General features: G+C 81.4%; 1 pseudogene. It reads left to right on the forward strand.

From position 1 onward, the window contains the following. Positions 1-787 (forward strand): annotated as a pseudogene (locus ACSNOH_RS34975) (ATP-binding protein); the annotation flags it as partial.

A 787-nucleotide genomic window follows, 5' to 3' on the forward strand; every position in this document is an offset into this window, starting at 1 on the left:
CTCCGGCGCGCCCGCCGGGCGCACGCCCGCGGGCGAGGAGGTCCCGGCCGCCCGCAGCGAGCAGTCCGCGGTGCCGCCCTCCGTGCCCGCCGCCGGGTCCCCGGCGGCCCCCGGCGCCGACCCGGACCAGGTCGCGACCACGGTCATCGCCCGCCTCGCGGCCGAGCGCGACCGCAAGCAGCGCGGTCCCGCCCGGCAGCCGTGGGCCCGGCAGATGATGATGGGCGGCGCCCGCCGCAACCTCGTCGCGGCCGGTGCGGGCGCCCTGCTCGCCGCCGTCCTCGGCACCGTCGTCACCCTGGGGATTACCTCCGGCGGCCAGGACGGGAAGTCGCCCGAACGGGTGAAGCCGGGACAGTCCGCCTCCCAGCAGGACGGCGACAACGGCCTCACCGCCGACCGGCCCGGTCCGGGCGAGGCCGGCCACGCCCAGGTGCCGGGCAAGCCCGGCAAGCCGGGCCGCTCGCCCGGCGCGGGAAGCTCCGGCTCCGCCTCGCCCGGCGCCTCCGGCAGCACGTCGCCGAGCGGCGCCCCGAGCGGGAGCGGCGAGCCGTCCGGCCCGCCGTCCTCGGGCGGCACGTCCCCCGGCCCGTCGCACTCGCCGAGCGGCAAGCCCTCGCGCTCGCCCTCGCCGAGCGGCGGAGGCAGCAGCACGCAGCCGTCGTCGAAGCCCCCGACGACGCCGTCCTCGCCCTCCGTGCCGTCCTCCCCGGCCGGCGGCGGGTCGAGCTCGGCGAGCGGCCCCGTCGGCGGCAGCAGCCAGTCGGCCGCGAGCGGCCCGTCCGGC

Source organism: Streptomyces sp. URMC 127 (genome assembly GCF_051386535.1).
Taxonomy (GTDB): domain Bacteria; phylum Actinomycetota; class Actinomycetes; order Streptomycetales; family Streptomycetaceae; genus Streptomyces.